The following is a 16,989-nucleotide window of genomic DNA, read 5'->3' as shown; positions in this document are numbered from 1 at the left end:
AGGCTCCGGACGTGCGGCTGCACGTCATCGGCGGCGCCGGTGCCTACCCCACGCCGGAAGCGGGCTGCTCCGGCTACGTGCTGGAGCACGACGGCTTCGTGCTGCTCGTCGACCCCGGCTACGCCACCGCGCAGGCGGTGCTGGCCGGCTGGGGCGCCGCCGCGATCGGCGCGGTCGTCGTCACGCACGGCCACCCCGACCACTGCGCGGACGTCAACCCGCTGCTGCGGGCGCGGGCGCTGGGCGGGGCTCAAACGGTACAACCGCTGCCGTTGCTGGCTCCTGAGGGCGCGCTCGATGCCGTGCTGGCCCTCGACGAGCCCGGCCTGGTCGACGGCGCCTACGCGCTGCGGCCGTTCGCGCCGGGCGCGACCCTGACCGCCGGGCCGTTCACCATCCGCACCGCCGCCCTGCCCCACTTCGTGCCCAACGCCGGCCTGCGCATCGCGGCGGGCGGGGCCACCGTCGCGTACACCGGCGACGCGGGCCCCGATCCGGCCCTGGACACGCTCGCGGCGGGCGCCGACCTGCTGCTGGCCGAGGCGACCTACGCGGACGCCGTCCCCGCGCGCCACCTGGGCCGGCTGAGCTCGGCCCGGGACGCGGCCGCGGCGGCCACCCGCGCGGGCGTGGGCGCGCTGTGGCTCACCCACCTGTGGCCGGGCCGCGACCCGGCCGCCTTCCTGAGCGCGGCCGCGGACGCCGGCTGGACCGGCCCGATCGCCGTCGCCCGCCCCGGCCTGCGCATCGACGTCGGCGGGGCCGCGTGACGACGACGCCCGAGGACGGGACCGCGCGACGACCACGCCCGAGGACGGGGCCGCGCGATGACGACGCCCGAGGAGCTGATGGGGGCAGGCGCTGGCAGTGGCGACCGAGTGGTTGTGCGCCGGCACTGCTGGAACCATGCAGTGGCGCGTGACGGTTGCGCTGGTCAGCGGCGACGGGCGGCGCCGATCAGGCGATGTCATATGACCGACTTGCCGATCATGCCGATGGCGGGCGGCGGGTACAAAAAAGATGGAAGACTGGTTGCTCTCGAACAAGGGGTTTGTCGCCGATGTCTGGCATGGTGCCGTTCACCAACAACTACTCGGACCACTCGACCCGCGAGGGGTACCAGTTCGAGTTCAACTGCATGCGCTGCGGCAACGGCTACAGCTCCTCCTTCCAGCACTCCGTGACCGGGTTCGGCGGGAAGCTGCTGCGCATGGGCGGCGACCTGCTCGGCGGCGAGGTCGGCAACAAGGCCTCGCAGATCGGCTGGGACGCGCAGTGGATGCGCGACGGGCTGCGCGGGTCGACGCGGGACAAGGCCCTGGCCAAGGCGGCCGAGGAGATGCAGGTCTACTTCACCCAGTGTCACCGCTGCGGGCAGTGGGTCTGCCAGCAGGTGTGCTGGAACCACGAGCGCGGGCTGTGCACCAGCTGCGCGCCGCGGCTGGACCAGGAGATCGCCGGCATGCAGGCCGCGGCCCAGGTCAACCAGCTGCACGAGCACATCAACCAGGTGGACTGGACGCGGGACGTCAACTACCGGGACCAGGCCGTCGGGCGCTGCCCCTCGTGCATGAACGAGACCGGCGGCGGCAAGTTCTGCCAGCACTGCGGAACCCCGCTCGCGGCCGCGCCGCAGCAGCAGAAGCGGTTCTGCGGCAACTGTGGCACGCCGACCCAGCCCGGCGCGATGTTCTGCGCCGAGTGCGGCACGTCGACGGCCTGACATGCGCTACCGCCTCATCGCCGACGGCGGGGCGCTGCTCGACGAGGGCGACGGCTCGGCCGAGATGGCCGGCGGCGCGCTGGTCGTGACGCCCGAGCAGGGGACCGTCCTGCGGGTGGCGCCCGGGGACGTCGTCGAGGTGCGGGAGCCGCAGCCGTACGTCGTGCAGCTCCTGCTCTCCGACGGCGCCCGGCTGGAACTGAGCCGGCTCGGGGTGATGCGCACCCAGCTGCTCGCGGAACTGTCGGAGGCGCGGGTCGCCGACACCGGGAACGACGGGATCGGCACGGCGACGGCCTTTCCCGGCTGGGTCGACGGCGTCCCGGCCGAGCTGCGGCTGTACGACGACGCGCTGGTCATCGTGCCCGAGGCGGGACTGGCGGAGAAGCTGCCGTACCCGTTCATCCAGGCGGTGACGACGGACGGCACGGGGTACACCATCGGGCTGAGCGTCCCGGGAAGACCGCCGATCGCCGTGGGCCGGCTGGCCCGCCGCACGAGCGAGTTCCTGGACCTGCTGCAGGCCCGCACGGCCGCCGCGGGCGGGCGCACCAGCCACTTCCTCGCGGCGCTGCTGCCCGGCCTGGGCCCGGTCGCGCTGCGCTCGGTCGCCGGGCTGCTCCGGGACGGGCTGGCCGCGCCGCGCGAGGCCCTCGAGGCGGTCGAGCCCACCGTGTTCCCCGCCCTGCTGGAGGCCGCCTGCCGCCCGGAGCGGGTCGCGGGTGCCCGGCAGCTGCTCGGGCTGGGGCAGGTGTGGCTCGGGTTCAAACAGACCGCGTCGGTACAGCGGGCAGGCTCCGGCGCCGGCCCCTGGCGCGACTCCGCCCGGCCGCCGGTGCTCGACCACGACGCGCACGCGGGCTCGTTCGCGCCCGGGCTGCCCGGCATGTTCGCCGCCGGGATGGTGTCCGGCTTCGACGGCCCGTTCGACACCTACGGCCCCGGCCTCGCGTTCGGCCTGCTCGGCCTGGGCGCGATGGGTGGCGGCGGCTACGAGAACGGCCCGCACCTGCCCCGCCAGGTCTTCCCGCACCAGCCGGTGACGCCCGCCTACACCGACTACGCGGCGCTGACCGATCGCACCGACCCGGCCGTGCTCGCCTTCCTGCTGTGCCTGACCCCGTCCGGGCGGCTGGTGTACGAGGTGCTCAACGCGCCCGACCATGCCACCTACGTGTTCACCTGCCGCGACACCGACCAGGCGGCCCAGCTCAACCGGGCCCTGGACCTGCTCGGCTTCCGCGTCGAGGGGATCGCCGCGGACGCGGACTCGGCCGCCTCGGAGTACCGCAAGGCCGCCCAGCGCCTCCCCGCCCTGCGGGTGCTGCGCGAGCGCTTCGCCGGCCGCGCGATCCACACCGAGGGCTGGGAAGGTCAGCTGGCCGGCCTCCTCGGCTGAGAAAAGGCGAAACCGAGGGACTGGCGATTTCACGGATCCGGAGCCGGTCCCGACCTGGACACACTGACGCGCATCGAAGTATCCCTCGTCGATCGGGAGACACCGGTGCGAAACACCCCCGCCATTCGGCTCGTCCTGCGGGCCGGGCTCCTTCTCACCCTCATGGCCGGCGGCGTCGCGGCCGTCGCGACCCCGGCGCTCGCCGACGAGATCGGTCAGGCCCCGACCTCGTCGAACATCACCGGCAACGGCAGCTTCGCCACCACCTCGGCCAGCATCTCCAGCACGGTCTCCGGGTTCGGCGGCGGACGGGTCTACTACCCGACCGCCACCGGCCGCTACCCGGTGATCGCCGTCTCGCCCGGGTTCACCGCCACCTGGTCGAGCCTGTCCTGGATCGGGCCGCGCCTGGCCTCCTGGGGCTTCGTGGTGGTCGGCATCGAGACCAACACGCTGTACGACCAGCCGGCCAGCCGCGGCAACCAGCTGCTCGCCGCGCTCAACTGGGCGGTGAACACGTCGCCGACCGCGGTCCGGGGCAAGGTCGACGGCAGCCGCCGCGGCGTCGCCGGGCACTCCATGGGCGGCGGCGGCACGCTCGAGGCCCTCGCGGCCGACACGTCCGGGCTGGTCAAGGCGGGCGTCCCGCTGGCGCCCTGGAACTCGGACAAGACCTGGAACAACGTGAGCGAGCCGGTGCTCATCGTGGGCGGCCAGTCCGACACCATCGCCCCGGTGTCGAGCCACTCGATCCCGTTCTACAACACCCTGGCCGGCCCGAAGACCTACGTCGAGCTGACCGGGCAGAGCCACTTCTTCCCGCAGTCCACGAACGCGACGGCCTCGCGGGCGATGGTCTCGTGGTTCAAGCGGTGGGTCAGCCAGGACGCCCGGTTCACCCCGTTCACCTGCGGGTTCTCCGGGATCGCGGTGTCGGACTTCCGCAGCAACGCCTGCTGAAGCCCTTCGCCGGCAGGGCCTAACCGTTGGCCCAGTGGACGTTCCCGCGCTCGTGCACCTCGCCGATGCGCGGGAACATCCGTCCCAGCCGCGGCAGCCGGCGGGCCACCTCGCGGGGGTCGTCGAAGTCCCACGGCTGCCCGGCGGGGGGTTCGTCCGGGCCCGCTTCAGCGAAAGCCTGCGGCCACTCGTCAGCGGCCCAGTCGCGGGTCTCGCGACCGGCCAGGCGCCGGATCGCGGGCACGTCGGCGAGGGTGTCCGGCTCGGCCAGGACCCGCTCGTACGTGTCGCGGTCGAGGGTGACGGCGAGCCAGCTCCGGAACGCGCGGAACCCGTCGCCGGAGCAGCGTCCGTCCATGATCTGGTAGGCCGCGCCCCAGAGGTCGAACGTCACGGGCGGGGAGCCTAGGGCGGCCGGGTGTCCGGCACATCGACGGTGGTGGTGATCCGGGCCAACGACGGGTGGCGAGGTGTCGACCCGAACCCGAACCGGACCGGCGGCTCGACGCCGGTGAGCGGCCCGAGGTCCCGCCCCTCCCACGCGGCGGTGGCGCCGGTGATCGGGTGCAGGTCGCGCACGCCGTACCACTCCCGGCGCCCCCGGCCCGCGCTGCCGTGGGTGCGCACGCCCGGCATCACCAGCCGCGCCGGCAGGTCCACCAGCCGCACCCAGTTCGGGTGCCGCGCCACCTTCGCCGGTACCGCACGCAGCAGCCACCCCAGCCCGCCCCGCCGTCCGACGTCGAAGCGCAGGCTCAGCGGCCCGGCCGCGACCGTCCATGCCGGACCGACGTCGACGGGCGTGATGCGGACCTCGTCGAACCCGTACGTCGCGTCGATGAATTCGGCCAGCTCCGGCGTCGGCGCGAGCAGCACCCGGTGCCCGTCGTCGCGCTCCACCATGACGTCGCTGACCGGCCCGAACGGCGAGCGCGGCCAGTGCCCGAGCACGAGCCGGGTCCCGCTCGCCGTGCCGATCCCGGCGATCCAGCCGTCGAACGTGAGCCGCACGCGCCGCTACAGGGCCTTGAGCGCCGTGCGGATCCTGTCCGCGGCCTCGTCCAGCGCGGCCGGATCCGGGTTCTGGTCGACCCGGCCGAAGTCGAAGTCCTCCATGCCCCAGGTCGGAAAGACATGGAAGTGCAGATGTGGTACCTCGAAGCCGGCCACCACCAGGCCCACGCGGGGCGCGTCCCAGGCCAGCTGCACCGCCCGCCCGATCGTCTGGGCGACCGCCGTGCACCTGGCGAACAGGGCCGGGTCCGCCGCGGTCCACTGGTCGACCTCCTGCCGGGGCACCACGAGCGTGTGCCCGGGCCGCAGCGGCGCGATGCTCAGGAACGCGGCGACGTCGTCGTCCTGCCACACGAACCGCGCGGGGAGCTCCCCGGCGAGAATCTTCGTAAAGACGCTGCTCATGTCTTCGTACCCTACTTGGTGGCGCGGCGGTGTCACCCTGTGCGCGTGGACGGGGGCGTGCTGGTCCAACTGCGGGCGGCGCTGGCGGTGGCCATGCTCGCCGGCTTCTACGTGCTCGGCGCCGCGCTCGCGGCCGCGGTCGGATGGGTCGCGGTGTGGCTGCTGCTGATCGACCCCGGCTCGCCCGACGCGCAGGCGGGCGCCCTGGCCCTCGGCGCGCTCGCCGTCGCGCTGCTGGTGCCCGGGGCGGCGGCGCTGCTGAGCTCCGGCGAGCCGCCGCCGCGCGACGGGGTGGCGGTCGACGAGACCCAGGCGCCGGGGCTGTGGGCGCAGACCCGGGAGCTGGCGAAGCTCGCCGGCACCCGCCCGCCGGACGAGATCCGGCTCGTCGCGGCGGTGAACGCGGCCGTCTGGCAGGACACCGGCGCGCTGGGCCTGCGCGCCGGGCGGCGGGTGCTGCTCGTCGGCGCGCCGCTGCTGCTGGTCTGGCCGGTCGCCCGGGTGCGCGCGGTGCTGGCCCACGAGCTGGCCCACTACTCGCGCCGGCACACGGGCCTGGCCGCCATCACGTACCGCGGCATGCAGGCCATGACCCGCACGATCGCCGACGCCGGGCCGGCCGGGTTCGTGCTCGCGCTGTACGCCGCGCCCTACGCCGCCGTCTCCCTCGCCGTGCGCCGCCGCACCGAGCTGGAGGCCGACGACCTGGCGGCCCGGGTGGCGGGACCGGACGCCCTGGCCGCGGCGCTGCAGGACCTCGGCCCGCTGAGCGCGACGTGGGAGCTGCTCATCGCGAGCTATGCGGGGTGGGCCCGCACGGAGGGGTACGAGCCACAGGACGTGCTGCTGCGGTTCGAGCGCGACCCGCGCCTCGCCCCGGCGCGCCCGTCCTCACCCGGACCGTTCGACACGCACCCGTCCCTGGAGGTCCGGGTGGCGCGGCTGGCGGGAGGCACGTCCGGTACACCCGGGGAGGAGCGACCGGCCGTCGAACTCCTCGCCGACCCGGGGCTGCTGATGGCGACCCTGCGCACCCCGGACTTCGACGACGTGGTGGCGGCGGCCGCCCGCGCCGAGGCGAGGCTGGACGTGGCGCGGCTCAAGCGGGTCGGCGGCCTGGACCGGGCGGTGAGCCTGCTCGAGGAGGACCCGGACGGGCCGGAGTCGACGACCGCGATCGACTTCGTCGTGGCGGCGCTGGTGGCGGCCGGTCGCGCCGAGTACACGCACGCCTGGTCGCGCCCGCTGCGCCTCGAACCGGCCGGCGTGGCGCGGACCGTGCGCGCGGCGGCGGAGGACCCGGACGAGGTGCCGGCGCTCGTCGAGCTGCTCGTCGGGTTCGGGCTCCTGCAGCGGCGCGGCACGCCGCTGCCGATGGGGCCGCTGTCCGGGCCGGGGCGGCTGGCCGACGACCTGTTCGACGTGAGCTTCTCCCCGCGCGACCAGCGCCGCCGCACCGACCTGCGGGTGTTCCCGGCCGCGCTGGCCGCCGCGACCCTGATGGACCTGCGCCGGGCCGGCTGCATCGACACCTCCGGGCACGTCCTGCGGGTGGTGGGGGAGGCGACGGGGGATCGGTACCTCGACGCGGTGCTCGCCCGCCTCGCCGCCGCCCCGCCCCGGCGCGTCGACACGTGGCTCACCGAGCTCGGCTCCGACGTCGTGGAGACCGTCGCGACCCGGCGGCGGCTGATGGGGCGCTACGGGCAGCAGTCCACGTACCACTCGTCCAACGAGTCGGTCCGCCCGGGCTTCGACGCCGAGGTGCGCGAGCGGGTCCTGGCCGCCCTGGACCGCGGCCCGGCGCTCGACCCGGACCTCGACCTCGGGGTGCTGCTGTGGGCGACCGAGACGGCCGGGGCGGTGCTGGGCCGCCAGGCGGTGCAGGCGCGCTTCCTGCTGGGCCGGATCGCCGCCGAGGACCCGATCGCCCGCGCCGTGCGCACGGTGGCGGGGCACGGGGTGAGCGTGCAGGTGACCACCGACCCGCAGGTCAGCTGATCTCGGTGGCCAGGACCCGGCGCAGGGCGGTGACGACGTCGCCGTCCGGGAACCGGGTGCGGGCGGTCGCCTCCGCGCGGCGCAGCGCGGGGCCGAGCGCGGCGGCCGGGGCGGCCCGGACCACGGCGACCAGCCACGCTTCGAGGAGCGTCGGGTCGTCCGGCAGCTCGAGGTCGGGGCCGGTCGGCGCGGCCGGCGGCGCGGCGTGCCGCGGCAGCGCGACGCCCGCCGAGCGGTAGGCCCCCGGCGGCACCGCGACCCGGTACGGGTGCACACAGGTGGGCGTGCCGGTCGCGGCGTCCACCCGGTGGCCGAGCACGGGGGAGTACGGGATGCCGGGGCCCGGGCGCTCCGCCACGTCGAAGGCGCCCAGCGGCAGGGACTGGCCCGGGCACGCCACGCAGGTCGCGTCCCGCAGCTCGTCCTGGGTCGGCAGGGCCACCCGCCGAAGGGTACCGTGCCGTCCGTGAACATCGGCCGTGCCCGGCAGGGCGTCGTCTACCGGCAGGGTGCGCTCGGGCGCCGGCCGTCCGTGCCCACCGACGCCGCCGAGCTGGAGGAGCGGGCGCGCCGCCGGATGTCCGCGCGGGCCTGGGCCTACGTGGCCGGGGGAGCCGGCGAGGGCGCCACCATGCGCGCCAACCGGGAGGCGTTCGCGCGCCGCCGGGTCGTGCCCCGGATGCTGACCGGCAGCACCGAGCGGGACCTGCGCACCGAGGTGGCCGGCACGCCCCTGCGGGCGCCGCTGCTGCTCGCGCCCGTGGGAGCCGGGGCGCTGATCCGGCGGGACAGCGACGTGCTCATCGCGCAGGGGGCGGCGGCCGCGGGCGTGCCGTACGTCTTCTCGAACCAGGGCTGCAGCCCCATGGAGCGCACCGCGAAGGCGATGGGCGACACGCCGTTCTGGTACCAGCTGTACTGGTCCACGGACGAGCCGCTGGTCGACTCGCTCATCGGGCGGGCCGAGGACTGCGGGGCCCGCGCCCTCGTGGTCACCCTGGACACCACGATGCTCGGGTGGCGGCCGCGGGACCTCAACCTCGGCTCGCTGCCGTTCGCGCGGGGGCAGGGCATCGCGCAGTACACGTCGGATCCGCGGTTCATGGAGATCGTGCGCGAGCGCGCGGCGCAACCGGCGGCCAAGCCCGAGGTCACCCTCGGCGCGCTGCGCACGCTGTTCTCGATCGCCCGCGAGCACCCGGGCGGCTTCCTCGCCAACCTCACCGCGCGGGAGCCCCGGGCGGCCGTCGAGACGTTCCTGGACATCTACTCGAACCCGGGCCTGAGCTGGGCCCACCTGGAGACCCTGCGCGGCCGGACGCGGCTGCCGATCCTGCTCAAGGGCATCCTGCACCCCGACGACGCGCGCCGCGCCCTCGACGCCGGCGTGGACGGCATCGTGGTGTCCAACCACGGCGGCCGCCAGGTCGACCGCTCCGTGGCCGCCCTCGACGCGCTCGTGGCGATCCGGGCCGCCGTCGGCGCCGGGCCGACCCTGCTCTTCGACAGCGGGATCCGCACGGGCGCCGACGTGCTCGTCGCCCTGGCCCTCGGCGCCGATGCCTGCCTGCTGGGAAGGCCGCATTTGTACGGCCTGGCGCTGGACGGCGCGGACGGCGTACGCCAGGTGATCGAGAACGTGATCGCGGAGCTGGACCTGACGATGGGCCTGGCCGGCGTGGCCTCCCTGGCGGATCTGACGCCGGCGGTGCTGGAGTCGTGAGGATCCGCTGGTTCCCGCTGCTCACGCTGGTCCTGCTGGCCGGGTGCGCCCAGCCCGGCACCGAGCCGCAGAACACGCTGCCGACCCGCGTTCCGCCTTCGGCGTCGCCCTCCGCGCTGGAGGAGCCGGTCGGGTGCCCGGCCGGCGGGCTCAAGATCGAGGCGGACCGGGGCGACGCGGCCATGGGGTACCGCGAGATGAGCCTGCACGTCACGAACTGCGGCGGCACGACGGTGACGGTCAGCGGCCGGCCCGAGGTCATCGTGCTGGACAAGGACAGGGACGTCCAGGACATCAAGATCGTCCCCGGTGTGCACCACAACCAGTCGGCCCACCCGGTCGCCCTGGAGCCGGGCAGGAGCACGGTGTCGGTGCTCGCCTGGCGCAACACCTACGACGACATCAGCAAGCCCCCGGTCAGCGGCGTGTACCTGTACGTCGCCCCGGCCCCGGGCGCCACCCGCCAACTGGTCAAGCCGCCCGTACCACTGGATCTCGGCTCTACGGCCCGTCTCGAAGTGAGCGTGTGGCTATAGAGTGACGCATTGTGCGGATGTCGTACACACGCTACGAATTCATCGATGACGTGATGACGCTGACGCTGGCCGAGGGCCCCGGCGAGACCGGCACGGTGCTGCGCTTCAAACGCGGCACCTGGGAGGCGGAGCCGCACGAGGTCTCCAGCGGCATCGGCGAGCGGGTGGAGTCGGCGGTCCGCGGCTGGCGGATGACCGGCGAGCGGCTGGAGATCGAGCTGCACGACGTACCGGCGGCGCAGTTGGGTCTTGGCCCGCTCCTCGAACTCACCGTCGACGCCGCCCCGCCCCGCGTGTCCCGCGTCCACCGCGCCCTGGCCGACATCCTGCTGGACGTCCCCGAGCGGCGCTGAACCGCCGTCAGCAGCACCCGCGCCGCGCGCCCGGCCGTCGCGGCCGCGCCCGGATCGCGCTGACCCATCCACATAACGAACCCGGAGGCACTAGGAGCGGGCCGGAACCACGCCAGGGCGCAGGAGGTAGCCGAAGCCGGCCCGCTCCAGCCGCAGCACCAGCCCCGCCCGGTCCGTCCCCAGCGAGGCCGCCGTCGCGTCCAGGGACCAGTCGTGCCCGGCCAGCCGGGACAGCAGGTGCCCCCGCCGGGCCTGGGCGGCCGAGAGGCGGAACGTCTTCAGGTACGCCACCGTCCCGTCCGGGGTCGTGATCATTTCGCCGATGTGGTTGTCGGTCGCGGGGTCGAACGGCGGGAGGAAACGGGCCAGGGTGAAGCGGCCCAGGCGGTACACCGGCAGGGTCGTCGAAGCGTGCACCGTGAACATGACCTCGTTGTGGAACGCCGCCCACTCGCCGCGGACCCGGGTCAGTTCGGCTCGCAGGTCGTCGACCGTGTGCACGGCGGCGGCGTCCAGGGGCTGGTCGAAGCCGGCCACCGCCGGGTAGAGCTGGGTGTAGTGGTACAGCAGCTCGCCGTAGAAGTCGTGCAGCAGCGTCGGGTGCAGGGCCAGGTAGTCGTCCGGGTGCGGGACGGCGAAGACCGAGGCGAGGGCGTCCGCCAGGTACACCGCGACCCCGCACTGGCCCGGGTGGACCTCGAACACGCGCAGGGCGTCGTCCAGGCCGCGGACCTCCTCGCCGCGGTAGGCCTCCTCGACGCGCGGGGACAGGCCGCGGGTCACCGCCGCGCGGGTCCACTCCTGCCAGGCGATCGGCGGGCCGCCGAACTGCAGGTCCAGGTAGCCCTCCAGGGCCAGGTGCAGCGGCAGGAAGCGCAGCCGGGTGCGGTCCTCGCGGCGGGCCATGCGGCGGCGGAAGCGCAGGCCGGCGACCCGCGGGAGGCCGGGCTCGCGCGGGTCGAGCAGCTGGGTGCCGTACGCGGCGGCCGGGGTCCCGTCCGTGCTCCACGTGGCCACGAACGCGTGCGGGACGTAGGCGACGTAGTGCGCGCGGCCACCGAGGTCCACAATGGACAGGTCGGGACCGGCCAGCCGGGCGTGCAGGCGCAGGTCGGTGATCGGCTCGTCGCGCAGCAGCGGCACGAGCCGGACCGCACCCCACGTCTGGGCGGGTCCGGTCCGCAGACCCGTGATCATCGCAGGAACCTCTCGACGCGATCCTGAAGGAACAGGGCGAGGGACGCGAACGTGGCCGTCCCGGTGGCGAAGCGGGCCAGCTCGACGAGCACGGCCGCGTCCTCGGCGTCGCGCACGCCGACCGTGGGCACGAACGGCGAGAGGCGGCGCACCTCGAAGGCGTCGTACACCGGGTTGAGGTGCACGATCGACGTCTGCCCGCCGGGGTCGAGCCGCTGCCGCCAGACGCGCAGCACCTCGGCGGCCTGGCCGGGCGGCGCGTTGTCCCAGCCGTCGGAGACGATCACGAGGCGGCCGGGCCGCAGGGCGAGCCCGTCGAGGAGGCGCTCCCCGAGCGGCGTGGCCCCCGCCGGGTGCACGAGCAGCGGGTCGCCCTCGTGGTTGAGCCAGATCGTCCGGTACCGCGATGCCAGCGCCTCCAGCAGATAATGCGCGGCGAGCGCCACGGCGAGGGGCCGGCGCCGCTTCACCGCCGAGCCCGACGCCGAGTAGCTGTCGTCGAGCAGCCCGACCACGTCACCCCAGGTGCCGGCCCGGCGTCCGGCGGCCCGGCGGGCGGCCGCGCGCAGGGCGTCGGTCAGCTCCTCGCGGCGGCGGGCCCGCTCGGGGCGCGGCAGCGCCAGCGCGTACAGGGCCAGCCGGGTCAGCGGCACCGCGCGCAGGTCCATCCCGCCGACGCCGTCGACCGCGGCGCCCGCGCGCTGCAGCCGCAGCCGCTCCAGCTCGGTGAGGCGGGGGGCGATCGCGCTCAGGAAGGCGGCCCGGCCGAGGTCGCGGCGGCGGGTCGAGGCGAGGCCCTCGGCCACCGTGTACGGCAGGTCGAACAGCGCCCGGCCGTCGTAGTGGGCGCTGCGCCAGCTCTCCAGGATCGGGGTCTCGTAGCGGGCCGGGCGGCGCCAGTCGAACAGCGCGGTGCCGACCTCGGCGGGCAGGCGCAGGTGGGCGTGGCCGGCGGCGGTGGTGAGGCCGCGGCGGTACTTCACCGCGTCGAACGCGACATCGGGCCGGGCCGCGACCCAGTCCCGCACGATGGCGCGGGTCCGCCGGTTGTTGATGCCCTCCGCGCGCAGGGCCGCGATCAGGCGGTACACCCGCTGCGGGGGCATCCGGGCGAGCCGGGCGGCGACGAGGGCCCCTTCCCGCTTCCGCTGCGGCAACGGTACCGCCTGTGCCGTCCGCAGGAGCCCCAGCGCGATGGTCGCGGCGTTCGCGTCGTTGATGTCGAGCGCGAGGGTCGCCGCGTAGATCTCGCGGTAGTTGGTGCGCACGTAGTCGTGCAGGAACTCCAGCGACAGGCGCTGCTCGCCGGCGTCGCCGTAGAACTCGCGCTGCCCGGTCGCGGCGACGGCGGCGTTGACGAACATGACGACGTCCTCACACGCGGTCAGCTCCGACAGCTCCACGGCCTCCCCCAACCGGCGCGCAGGAACGATGGCGCCGGTCGGGGAGTTCGACGTGCGAACAGCGAAGCATCGCTTCAGAGGCGGGTTCCGGAAGTCGCGCGGACAGTCCCGCGACCGGCCGGCCCAATGTACCGCCGACCGGCAAGCCCCCGCCCCTGGTTAACCGGCGTCAGCGGAAGTCGGTCGCGGCCACCACGTTGCCGGCGTCGTCGTAGGCGACGGCGTTGACCTGGTTGTCCGTCCGGCACCACAGCACCCGCAGTTCCGGGTGCGCGGTCCAGGCGGCCGACCCGCGGTCGGTCGCGCCCTCGGCGCCCAGCTGGACCTTGCTCGCGCTGCCGACATAGATGGCCGCGCGCACGTGGACCTCGGCGACGGTGAAGATGCCGCGGTAGAAGCCGCCCACGACCGGCGGGCGGGCCACGTTGGTCAGCGTCTTGAGGAACGTGACGTTGCCCGCCGCGTCGAGCTTGCCGGCCTGCAGCAGGCCCGTGGCGGCGTTGGCCTCGAAGTAGAAGACCAGCTCCCCGCCGTCCGGGAACCTGATGCCGGTGCGCATCCGGTCGCCGGTGACCTTGGACTCGTCCTCGAAGTTGATCCGGTCGTCGGTGCGCTGGATCTCCTTCGTGGTGCCGAGCGTGGCCCCGTCCGCGGCGTACGCGGTGAACACGGCGTCGTTCGGCGCGGGGTTGACCGCGCTCGTCGGGGCGGCCAGCACGCCGGTGCGGCGCACCCAGAACACGCGCACGCCCGGCTTGCCGGGGACCGCCGCGGTCTTCGCCTCGGCCGTCCTGCCCTGGGCCTTGACCTTGACCGTGACGTCGTCGGCGCCGAACGCGCCGAAGTCGAGGATGCCGCCCTGGCGGTCGTCGAGCTCCTGCACGGACCAGCCGAACTCGCCGGGGCGGGGCAGGCCCGCGTACCCGAGGGTGCGCAGCCGGCCGGTCGCGGCGTCGAACAGGCCGCCCTGCACGCCGTTCGCCTCGTCCTGCACCCACATGACGAGCTCCTCGTGCGAGCCGAAGCGCTCGCCGGTGTGGATGAGCTGGACGTTCGCCGGCACCGGGAACGAGGGGTCGGGCGGGTACTGCTGGATGCTGCCGTCGCCGGCCGCGGGCGCCGAGGCCGGGGCGGACGGGGAGTCGTAGAAGGCGCTCCGCATGAGGGGGGACGGGTGCGCGTCGGGCGTGGGGGCCAGGTCGGGCGCGCCCGGGGCGAGCGCGAGCGCGCCGCCGGTGGCGAGGACGGGGAGCGTGGCGATGGCGATGCCGGCCACCACGGTGCGGGGCCGGCGGCGGTTCGCGGCCCGCTTCACGTCGGCGAAGCCGAGCCGGGTGGTCCGGCCGTCGGCCGCCTCGGCCAGGGCCTGGCGCAGGTCGTCGGTCGAGTACATCACTGCGCCTCCTGGTGGTGTGCGAGCGGGCTGAGATCGGGGTCGACGCGCAGCTTGCGCAGTGCCCGCGAGCAGGCGCTCTTGACCGTGCCGAGGGCCACGCCGAGCTCCGCCGCGGTCTGCTGCTCGGTCATGTCGAGGTAGAAGCGGCACACGATGACCGCCCGCTCGCGCCGGGACAGGTGCTGGATCGCGCGGGCCAGGCTGGTCCGGTCGAGCACGGCGTCGGCCGGATCGGAGCCGGGCGCCGTGCGTTCGGGCACCTCGGGCACGGGCCGTTCCCGCTTGCGCCTCCGCCGCCACCAGTCGCTGTGCAGGTTGACCAGGATCCTGCGCGCGTACGCGTACGGGTCCCCGCCGTCCAGCCGGTCCCACGCGGTGTACGTGCGCACGAGTGTGTGCTGGGTCAGCTCCTCGGCCTCCCCCGCGTCCCCGCTGAGCAGGTACGCCACGCGGTACAGCCGCTGTGTCGCGCCGCCCATGAACGCCTGGAACTGGGAGTCACGGTCAGCCCGGACGTCGTGCTCGGGCGCCTCGATGGCTCTTCGCATGCCTCTTCTACTGCGAGGGGCCACGAAAGGTTCCGCGGGCGGCGAGCCAGCCGCGAATGCCGAGCACGCCGACGGCCGTGCCGGCGGTGAGCGACACGACGATCAGCGCCGCGTGCACCCACAGGAACGCGGTGGGATGGCCGGCGGCGTCGAAGGCCCGGTCGTCCTTCCAGATGGCCACGGCGAACCGGGGCCAGATGACCCAGCTCCAGATGCCGACGAGCACGAGCAGGACCGACCAGCGCCGCGAGAGAACCACCCCGGAAGTATGCGCCTGCGCCCCGGCCCGGACGCCTTGACATCAGTGCGGGCCGATGCTGTGCTGTGACGCATCACCGTTACATTCTTGTTTCATTCGTTACATTGCGGAGATGCCATGCAGCGAAGGGTTTTAGCTCTGGTCGCGGCCACCGCCTCGGTCGCCGCCGGGCTCACCGGGGCCACCGCCGCCCAGGCGAGCGCCGCCCCCTCGGCGCGGGTGTGGGTCACCACGATCGACCGGGCCGAGCTCATGCACGAGCGGGCCGCCGTCCCGTTCACCGGCAACGCGAGCACGCAGCCGACGATCACCGTCGACCCGAGCCGCACCTACCAGAGCATGGACGGCTTCGGCGCGTCGATCACCGACTCGTCCGCCGCCGTGCTCTACCGGCTCTCCCCGGCCAAGCGGGCCGAGGCCATGAAGGCGCTGTTCGATCCGGCCTCCGGCGTCGGCGTGAGCTTCCTGCGCCAGCCCATCGGCGCGTCGGACTTCACCGCACAGCCCGAGCACTACACGTACGACGACATGCCGCCGGGACAGACGGACTATCTGCTCACCCGCTTCAGCATCGCGCACGACCAGGCGCAGATCCTGCCCCTGCTGCGGGAGGCGAAGAAGCTCAACCCGCAGCTGAAGGTCATGGCGACGCCGTGGAGCCCGCCGGCCTGGATGAAGACCAGTGACTCCCTCGCGAGCGGCGAGCTCAAGGACGACCCGAAGGTGTACGCCGCATACGCGTTCTACCTGACCCGCTTCGTGCTCGCCTACACGGCCGCCGGCGTGCCCGTCGACTACATCACGGTGCAGAACGAGCCGCAGAACCGCGACGCGGGCGGCGGGCCGGTGATGGGGCTGAACACCACCCAGGCCGGCAAGGTGATCGAGATCCTCGGGCCGCTGCTGCGCCTGGTCAGCCCGCGCACGAAGATCATGGGGTACGACCACAACTGGGCCACCCACCCCAACGACATCGCCAACACCCCGCCCGGGCAGGACCCGGAGGCGGACTACCCGTACAAGCTGCTGCAGAACCCGGCCGCCCGCTGGGTCGCGGGCACGGCGTACCACTGCTACTACGGCGACCCGAGCGCGATGACGGCGCTGCACGACGCGTACCCGGACAAGGACATCTGGTTCACCGAGTGCTCGGGCTCGCACGGCGCCGCCGACACCCCGGCGCAGTACTTCACCGACACCCTGAAGTGGCACGCCCGCACCATCACCGTCGGCGTGACCCGCAACTGGGCCAAGTCGGCCGTCACCTGGAACCTGGCCCTGGACTCGACCGGCGGCCCGCACCTCGGCGGCTGCGGCACCTGCACCGGCCTCATCACGGTGCAGCCGGACGGCACCTGGACCACCGACGCCGAGTACTACACGATCGGGCACCTGTCCAAGTTCGTGAAGGCCGGCGCGGTCCGCATCGCCAGCACCAGCTTCGGCAACCCGGCCTGGAACGGCGAGGTCACCGACGTGGCCTTCCGCAACCCGGACGGCTCCACGGTGCTGGTGGCGCACAACGAGAACGACGCGCCGCGCACGTTCACGGTCGCGGTGGGCGGCAAGTCGTTCGACTACACCCTCCCCGGCGGCTCGCTCGCCACGTTCACCTGGCCGAAGAGCAAGGTGCTCGACGACGGGCTCAAGCTGCTCACCCTCGCGGGCGCGACGGCGTCGTCGAACCCCGCGAGCCCCGACGCCGCCCTCGCCGTCGACGAGGACGCCACGACCCGCTGGTCCAGCGGCGCGGCACAGGAGCCGGGGCAGTACCTCCAGGTCGACCTCGGCTCGGCGCGCACCTTCCGCCGCGTCGCGATCGACAGCGGCGCGAGCGTCGGCGACCACGCCCGCGGCTGGCAGCTGACCACCAGCACCGACGGCACCCACTGGACGACGGTCGCCCAGGGCACCGGGGTGGGCCAGCTGACCAATGTGGACATCCGCCCGACGAAGGCCCGGTACCTGCGGATCACCTCCACCGCGGCGTCCGGGAACTGGTGGAGCCTCGCCGACATCCGCCTGTACAGCTGACCCACCCCCACACCGGAAACCCCGCACCCAAGGAGCAC

18 protein-coding genes are annotated in these 16,989 nt (G+C 74.2%); 9 read left to right on the top strand and 9 right to left on the bottom strand.

From position 1 onward, the window contains the following. Nucleotides 1-11: 11 nt before the first annotated feature. The 4 genes from ACQPZ4_RS33745 to ACQPZ4_RS33730 all read left to right on the top strand — a co-directional run bounded on the left by ACQPZ4_RS33745 (nt 12) and on the right by ACQPZ4_RS33730 (nt 4,082). Nucleotides 12-770, top strand: a complete 759-nt coding sequence (locus ACQPZ4_RS33745; protein WP_433044695.1) for an MBL fold metallo-hydrolase — start codon at nt 12-14, stop codon at nt 768-770. Between the two features lie 290 nt (nt 771-1,060). After that, entirely contained in the window at nt 1,061-1,723 is a 663-nt protein-coding gene (locus ACQPZ4_RS33740; RefSeq protein ID WP_433044692.1) for a zinc ribbon domain-containing protein, read from the top strand. A 1-nt stretch (nt 1,724) separates the two neighbouring features. Next, a complete protein-coding gene (locus tag ACQPZ4_RS33735; protein ID WP_433044689.1) occupies nt 1,725-3,122 on the top strand; it encodes a hypothetical protein in 1,398 nt (465 codons plus the stop codon). A 105-nt stretch (nt 3,123-3,227) separates the two neighbouring features. Continuing rightward, nucleotides 3,228-4,082 (top strand): alpha/beta hydrolase family protein, encoded by an 855-nt coding sequence (locus ACQPZ4_RS33730; RefSeq protein ID WP_433044686.1) that lies wholly within the window; start codon nt 3,228-3,230, stop codon nt 4,080-4,082. Nucleotides 4,083-4,101: 19 nt separating this feature from the next. Here the strand turns inward: ACQPZ4_RS33730 and ACQPZ4_RS33725 are convergent, their stop codons facing one another. The 3 genes from ACQPZ4_RS33725 to ACQPZ4_RS33715 are packed head-to-tail and all read right to left on the bottom strand — an operon-like array spanning nt 4,102 to nt 5,501. Next, nucleotides 4,102-4,476: a DUF4240 domain-containing protein gene (locus tag ACQPZ4_RS33725; protein ID WP_433044684.1), complete on the bottom strand. Its 375-nt coding sequence runs from the start codon at nt 4,474-4,476 to the stop codon at nt 4,102-4,104. An 11-nt stretch (nt 4,477-4,487) separates the two neighbouring features. Continuing rightward, the gene (locus ACQPZ4_RS33720; RefSeq protein WP_433044681.1) at nt 4,488-5,093 is read right to left on the bottom strand and encodes a hypothetical protein; all 606 of its coding nucleotides are present in this window, start codon (nt 5,091-5,093) and stop codon (nt 4,488-4,490) included. A 6-nt stretch (nt 5,094-5,099) separates the two neighbouring features. After that, a complete protein-coding gene (locus tag ACQPZ4_RS33715; RefSeq protein WP_433044678.1) occupies nt 5,100-5,501 on the bottom strand; it encodes an HIT family protein in 402 nt (133 codons plus the stop codon). 45 nt (nt 5,502-5,546) lie between these two features. On the opposite strand from ACQPZ4_RS33715, the gene ACQPZ4_RS33710 reads away from it, so the two are divergent. Then, complete coding sequence (locus ACQPZ4_RS33710; protein ID WP_433044675.1) at nt 5,547-7,502, top strand: GPP34 family phosphoprotein; 1,956 nt, start codon at nt 5,547-5,549, stop codon at nt 7,500-7,502. On the opposite strand, the gene ACQPZ4_RS33705 is transcribed toward ACQPZ4_RS33710, so the two are convergent. Further along, nucleotides 7,495-7,944: a hypothetical protein gene (locus tag ACQPZ4_RS33705; protein WP_433044672.1), complete on the bottom strand. Its 450-nt coding sequence runs from the start codon at nt 7,942-7,944 to the stop codon at nt 7,495-7,497. The genes ACQPZ4_RS33710 and ACQPZ4_RS33705 overlap by 8 nt on opposite strands. A 24-nt stretch (nt 7,945-7,968) precedes the next feature. On the opposite strand from ACQPZ4_RS33705, the gene ACQPZ4_RS33700 reads away from it, so the two are divergent. From ACQPZ4_RS33700 to ACQPZ4_RS33690, 3 genes are read left to right on the top strand one after another with little or no spacing between them, the layout of a single operon-like run. Next, nucleotides 7,969-9,225 (top strand): alpha-hydroxy-acid oxidizing protein, encoded by a 1,257-nt coding sequence (locus ACQPZ4_RS33700; protein WP_433044669.1) that lies wholly within the window; start codon nt 7,969-7,971, stop codon nt 9,223-9,225. Continuing rightward, entirely contained in the window at nt 9,222-9,761 is a 540-nt protein-coding gene (locus tag ACQPZ4_RS33695) for a DUF4232 domain-containing protein (protein ID WP_433044666.1), read from the top strand. Before ACQPZ4_RS33700 ends, ACQPZ4_RS33695 begins: the two co-directional genes overlap by 4 nt. A gap of 17 nt (nt 9,762-9,778) precedes the next feature. After that, complete coding sequence (locus ACQPZ4_RS33690) at nt 9,779-10,114, top strand: hypothetical protein (RefSeq protein WP_433044663.1); 336 nt, start codon at nt 9,779-9,781, stop codon at nt 10,112-10,114. Nucleotides 10,115-10,204: 90 nt separating this feature from the next. Here ACQPZ4_RS33690 and ACQPZ4_RS33685 read toward each other — a convergent pair whose 3' ends face one another. The 5 genes from ACQPZ4_RS33685 to ACQPZ4_RS33665 form a co-directional block, all read right to left on the bottom strand. Further along, nucleotides 10,205-11,311, bottom strand: coding sequence for an ARPP-2 domain-containing protein (locus tag ACQPZ4_RS33685; RefSeq protein ID WP_433044660.1), 1,107 nt, complete (start codon nt 11,309-11,311; stop codon nt 10,205-10,207). Continuing rightward, nucleotides 11,308-12,714, bottom strand: coding sequence for a hypothetical protein (locus ACQPZ4_RS33680; protein ID WP_433044657.1), 1,407 nt, complete (start codon nt 12,712-12,714; stop codon nt 11,308-11,310). Before ACQPZ4_RS33680 ends, ACQPZ4_RS33685 begins: the two co-directional genes overlap by 4 nt. Before the next feature lie 169 nt (nt 12,715-12,883). Next, nucleotides 12,884-14,110, bottom strand: coding sequence for a hypothetical protein (locus ACQPZ4_RS33675; RefSeq protein ID WP_433044654.1), 1,227 nt, complete (start codon nt 14,108-14,110; stop codon nt 12,884-12,886). Further along, complete coding sequence (locus ACQPZ4_RS33670; protein WP_433044651.1) at nt 14,107-14,658, bottom strand: SigE family RNA polymerase sigma factor; 552 nt, start codon at nt 14,656-14,658, stop codon at nt 14,107-14,109. Before ACQPZ4_RS33670 ends, ACQPZ4_RS33675 begins: the two co-directional genes overlap by 4 nt. 7 nt (nt 14,659-14,665) lie before the next feature. Then, nucleotides 14,666-14,917 carry an SCO4848 family membrane protein gene (locus ACQPZ4_RS33665; protein WP_433044648.1) on the bottom strand — a complete coding sequence of 84 codons (252 nt, stop codon included), beginning with the start codon at nt 14,915-14,917 and terminating at the stop codon, nt 14,666-14,668. Between the two features lie 117 nt (nt 14,918-15,034). On the opposite strand from ACQPZ4_RS33665, the gene ACQPZ4_RS33660 reads away from it, so the two are divergent. After that, nucleotides 15,035-16,951: a discoidin domain-containing protein gene (locus ACQPZ4_RS33660; protein ID WP_433044645.1), complete on the top strand. Its 1,917-nt coding sequence runs from the start codon at nt 15,035-15,037 to the stop codon at nt 16,949-16,951. Nucleotides 16,952-16,989: the final 38 nt, after the last annotated feature.

This window comes from Dactylosporangium sp. CS-033363 (assembly GCF_050942475.1).
In the GTDB taxonomy this organism is placed as follows: domain Bacteria; phylum Actinomycetota; class Actinomycetes; order Mycobacteriales; family Micromonosporaceae; genus Dactylosporangium.
The sequence above is the reverse complement of the archived record's forward strand: the minus strand, read 5'-3'. Positions and strand labels throughout refer to the sequence as shown.

Coding starts and splice junctions, on each gene's coding strand:
- ACQPZ4_RS33660 (WP_433044645.1), top strand. CDS start 15,035: ATGCAGCGAAGGGTTTTAGCTCTGGTCGCGGCCACCGCCTCGGTCGCC.
- ACQPZ4_RS33670 (WP_433044651.1), bottom strand. CDS start 14,658: ATGCGAAGAGCCATCGAGGCGCCCGAGCACGACGTCCGGGCTGACCGT.
- ACQPZ4_RS33685 (WP_433044660.1), bottom strand. CDS start 11,311: ATGATCACGGGTCTGCGGACCGGACCCGCCCAGACGTGGGGTGCGGTC.
- ACQPZ4_RS33740 (WP_433044692.1), top strand. CDS start 1,061: ATGTCTGGCATGGTGCCGTTCACCAACAACTACTCGGACCACTCGACC.
- ACQPZ4_RS33735 (WP_433044689.1), top strand. CDS start 1,725: ATGCGCTACCGCCTCATCGCCGACGGCGGGGCGCTGCTCGACGAGGGC.
- ACQPZ4_RS33690 (WP_433044663.1), top strand. CDS start 9,779: ATGTCGTACACACGCTACGAATTCATCGATGACGTGATGACGCTGACG.
- ACQPZ4_RS33715 (WP_433044678.1), bottom strand. CDS start 5,501: ATGAGCAGCGTCTTTACGAAGATTCTCGCCGGGGAGCTCCCCGCGCGG.